This is a genomic window from Luteococcus sp. Sow4_B9, from assembly GCF_052116585.1.
Classification (GTDB): domain Bacteria; phylum Actinomycetota; class Actinomycetes; order Propionibacteriales; family Propionibacteriaceae; genus Luteococcus.
In genome coordinates this window covers 1-4,185 of sequence record NZ_JBQKKT010000048.1, presented here as the reverse complement: position 1 = coordinate 4,185, position 4,185 = coordinate 1, and the positions used below count along the sequence as shown (strand labels likewise).

General features: G+C 64.8%; 4 protein-coding genes and 1 pseudogene. 2 read left to right on the top strand and 3 right to left on the bottom strand.

What is annotated here, in order from left to right; translation table 11 throughout:
• The first annotated feature begins 162 nt into the window (after nt 1–162).
• Nucleotides 163–951, top strand: coding sequence for a nucleotidyltransferase domain-containing protein (locus ACTQ49_RS14795; protein WP_441828602.1), 789 nt, complete (start codon nt 163–165; stop codon nt 949–951).
• 50 nt (nt 952–1,001) lie between these two features.
• Here the strand turns inward: ACTQ49_RS14795 and ACTQ49_RS14790 are convergent, their stop codons facing one another.
• The gene (locus tag ACTQ49_RS14790; RefSeq protein ID WP_441828601.1) at nt 1,002–1,568 is read right to left on the bottom strand and encodes a class I SAM-dependent methyltransferase; all 567 of its coding nucleotides are present in this window, start codon (nt 1,566–1,568) and stop codon (nt 1,002–1,004) included.
• Nucleotides 1,569–1,662: 94 nt separating this feature from the next.
• Between ACTQ49_RS14790 and ACTQ49_RS14785 the strand changes: the two genes are divergently transcribed.
• A complete protein-coding gene (locus tag ACTQ49_RS14785; protein ID WP_441828600.1) occupies nt 1,663–2,388 on the top strand; it encodes a class I SAM-dependent methyltransferase in 726 nt (241 codons plus the stop codon).
• 26 nt (nt 2,389–2,414) lie between these two features.
• On the opposite strand, the gene ACTQ49_RS14780 is transcribed toward ACTQ49_RS14785, so the two are convergent.
• A complete protein-coding gene (locus ACTQ49_RS14780) occupies nt 2,415–2,918 on the bottom strand; it encodes a GNAT family N-acetyltransferase (protein WP_441828599.1) in 504 nt (167 codons plus the stop codon).
• A gap of 63 nt (nt 2,919–2,981) precedes the next feature.
• Nucleotides 2,982–4,073 (bottom strand): annotated as a pseudogene (locus tag ACTQ49_RS14775) (IS30 family transposase); the annotation flags it as partial.
• Between the last annotated feature and the right edge of the window lie 112 nt (nt 4,074–4,185).

Here is a 4,185-nt window from a genome sequence, read left to right as displayed (position 1 = left end):
TCCCACACCAGCACTTCGAAGAAGTCACTTCCCGAACCCGCTGACCCCGACCTTACGACGCCGCTGCCGATCGCGTCATGAGCCACCCTTGACACAGAGGGGTGCCATGAGCGGAAGCACTTTGGAATGCTGTCCTGCACTGGGCGAAAGGAAGGCCTGACTGTGAAGGATCTTGACGAGGGCCTTGACTTCGAGGGGTTTATCGTGACCGGGGTGGCTGGCGCCAAAGTGCCCATCAGGTTCCGTCCCGTCTTGGACGACCTCGTCGGGCTGGCGGGTGCGAACGTGTCGGTCTATGTGTACGGCTCGGTGGCCACGGGCCGGGCCAGAGTGGGGCACTCCGACGTCGACATCGTGACCCTCGGCATGGATGCCTCTCACGCCAAGCACGTGTCCCGTGAGTTGTCCATGCGATACGCGGACCTGGCGCGGGAGGTCGCCATCGGCGCGTGGAGCGCCGCTGATCTGGCTGAGGGGGATGCCGGCTATGGGAACCAGGTGTTCCTCAAGCACTACTGCGCGTGGCTCGCTGGCCCAGACCCTGCCGCCGCGCTTCCTCGCTTTCGTGGGGATGTCACTGCCGCGCGTGGGTTCAATGGCGACTTCCCAGCGATGGCTGTCCGCTGGGCCCACGCCTTGACTGCTCTCGACCCCGGGGCGGCAGATCACGTGCGCCTCCTGGCCCGCAGAATCGGCCGGAAAACGTTGTTTGCGGTCTCGAGTCTGGTCAGTGTTCACGACCGGGTGTGGACCACTGATCGCGCCACGTCGGCAGAACGCTGGGGCCAGCTGCATCCCACCTTGGATGAAGACCTCACATCGCTCATCGCTTGGGGAGACGAGACAACCTCACCCGCGTATGACGAGGTGGCTCGCGTGCTGCAGACCAGTGTCACGACACTGGTGGACCAGTTTTCCAGTGACATCGGCGCATGGAAGGCAACCGCCTGATCGCGACAGATGCGCGCGAGTTGGCGACCTGCGGTTCGGGCTCTCAGGGGTCAGGCGGCTTCGAGCGCGAGGAACAGGAAGCCGATGAAGCGCCGTGTGCCGTTGGGCAGGAGCGAAGCAGGGGTTTCGTCGCTGACTGCGGGTTCGGTGACGCTGGTGATAGCGAACCCCGCGTCGACCATGAGGCTCAGCACCTCCTGGAGTGGCCGGTGCCAGTAGGTCATGGTGATCGTCTCGCCTCGGAAGTCGTAGTCCTCGGAGTATTGGGTCAGCGCGAAGTAGTCCTGGTCGGGGTAGGAGAAGGCGTAGACGAACGGATGGATGATCGAGATCACCAGCCGCCCGTGGGGGCGCAGGAGGCGGCGCAACTCCTTCAGGGTGCCTTCCCAGTCCTGGACATAGTGCAGGGCCAGCGAAACCGTGATGAGGTCGAACGTGTCGTCGGCGTAGGGCAGTGGCGCTGCGAGGTCGGCGATGCGAAGGTCCGCAGTGGCGCCGAGGCGTTCGCGCGCCAGCTCGTGCGGATCACCCCTGTGTGTCGGGGACCGGCGGGTCGTACAAGCTCGCTCATCGGCACCATGTGGGTTGATCGACGTCAAGTCCTTGCGCGAAACCAACGGCGTTAGAGGACGTTGGGCCACTTCGGAAAACGGCTGGCGCTGCGGACGGTCCCGCCGGGATGATGCAGTCGTTCGCACTACAGGGAGGCCCATGAGCTACGACGACCCGCGCCTCGCAGTCATCTACGACATCGACAATCCCGACGGCCCCGACCATGACTTCTTCCGCCGTATGGCCAATGAGCACCATGCTGCCGACATTGTCGATCTCGGCTGCGGAACCGGAATCCTCACCGTCACCCTGACCGGGCCTGGCCGGGCGGTCACCGGGATCGACCCCGCCCCGGCCATGCTCGACCAGGCCAGGAACCGGCCTGGCGGCGACAAGGTCACGTGGGTGCAAGGCACTGCCGAGCAGATCACCCCGGGTAGCGCAGACCTGGTCGTGATGAGCGGCAACGTCGCCATGCACATCCTGCACGAGCAGTGGCAGACCACGCTGGAGAACATCGCAAAGGGCCTGAGGCCGGCCGGGATTCTTGTTTTCGAGAGCCGCAACCCTGAATCGCGGGCGTGGCAGAACTGGAACGACGAGCTGGGCGAGCGAGACACCCCGGTCGGCCGGCTTCGAGAGTCCTTGGCCACCGACCCACCCGACGAGGACGGGGTGGTGGTGATGCGCTGCCACAACGAGTTCGACGATGGGACGCTCCTGGATGTTGACCAGCGACTGCAGTTCCGCAGTCACGCGCAAATCGTCCAGGACCTCGCCGCGGCCGGACTTGTCGTGGATGCCACTTTCAGCGACTGGTCCCAGCAACCATTCGGCGGCGGACCCGGCCAGCCGCTCATGGTCTTTCTCGCCAAACGTCCCTGACCAACCGCGGCAAGAGCGGGCGTTGATCAGTGCTTGCGCAGCTCCATCTCGATGAAGTCGTAGGTGCTGCCGTTCGTGGGCTGCGTGTACGTCCGGACGATGGTGAAGCCTGCAGCTTCGTAGACCCTGATGGCTCGGTGATTGAACGCCGCAACGCTGAGCATGACCGGTCGCTGCGTGAGCCCTTCTGTTTCCAATAGGGCCAAGGCAGCGTGCAGGAAGCTGAGGCCGCGGCTGCCCCCGGTCAGGTCGGGGCGGAGACCGAGGCTGATCTCGCAGCGACCGTCATCGCGTGGGTCTGCTGTGAAGAAGCCCACCAGGTCTTCGCCGTGACGGACCTGCCAGAACCTGTCGGGCCATTGGGCAGCACTGACGAACTCCTTGTAGTCCTCCATGTCGGCCGTGGCGTCGTAGAAGTCGTAGGGCGCGGGGTACTTCCAGTCGTCAGCGATGACCCGGGCCACCTCGACGGTCATGGGGATGAAGGTCAGGGACTCGCGCCAGCCGTTGGCTTCCGCGGAGTTCGACATGCAACGAGTATCGAGTGGTTGTGACAGCTTGGTTCGGCCCCGTTGTGACGGGGTGGGTTCCAGTCATCGTTGCAACACGGGTGTGTTCTGCAGGCTAGCGAAGACCTGCTGCGGGGACTGCCATTCGAGGCTCCTGCGGGGCCGTTCGTTGAGCTGATGCTGGATCTCGGCGATGGCGACTGGGTCGAAGACCGCCAGGTTCGTGCCCTTGGGTAGGTAGTCACGCAGCAGCCCGTTGGTGTTTTCGTTCGAGGGGCGTTGCCATGGCGCGTGCGCGTCACACACGTAGATCTCCAGCCCGGGGACTCGAGCGGTGATCGTGGCGTGCTGCGCCATCTCGTTGCCCTGGTCCCAAGTCAAGGTCCGACGCAGGTGGGGCGGCAACGACGCGAGGAAGCCCGCGACGACGTCACATACTATGGCCGAGTCCTTGCGGCCCGGTGGCAGGTGGCCGACGAACGTGAACCGTGAGGAGCGCTCTACCAAGGTGATCACTGCCGAGGTGTTGCCCGACCCCATGATGAGGTCGCCTTCCCAGTTGCCGCACTCGCGTCGGTCCAGGACACTGGCGGGCCGCTGGTCGATCGAGGTCATCGTGGGTACGTGGTTACGTCCGGGCCGGCGTGCGAGGGGGTGACGTCGTCGCATCCGTTGACGATGCCGCTGACGCAGTACGAATCCGGGCAGCGCTCGCTGGAGTCCTCCCAAGTCAGATCGGTAAACGGCTTGGTAGATCGTCTCGGCGCAGATCCATCGTTCGGGCTTGTCGGGAAACATCGTGGGCAGGACTTGGGCGATTTGTTCGGGGCTCCAGCGACGCAACAGTTGCTTCTCGACGTACTCGCGCAGCACTGGGTCTCGGGCCAGACGGCTCGTGCGGGGTCGTGGGCGGCGCGCCATCGCGCGCTGGTGTGCCTGGTGTGGCCGGTAGCGGCCGGCAGGACTTGTGTTGCGTTGGAGTTCGCGGCTGATGGTCGACGCCGGCCGGCCCATGAGCCTGCCAATCGCGCGCAGGCTGTGACCTTCACGATGGAGGTCCGCGATCCGGACCCGTTCGTCCAGGCTGAGGTAGCGAGGCGAGGAAGGCTTCGCCGGTTTGAGCAGGATCACGGGGGCATAGTGCAGCACCCGCCCGTCCTGTGTGGGGACCGTGCGGCGGGCGTGTCAGATGGTTTGTGTAAGTGGTGGTCTCCCGAGATGAAGGAGATTGACTGTGACCATGACCAAGGAGAAGGGCCAGTCGGAGACGCAAGCCCGCCAGTTGCGG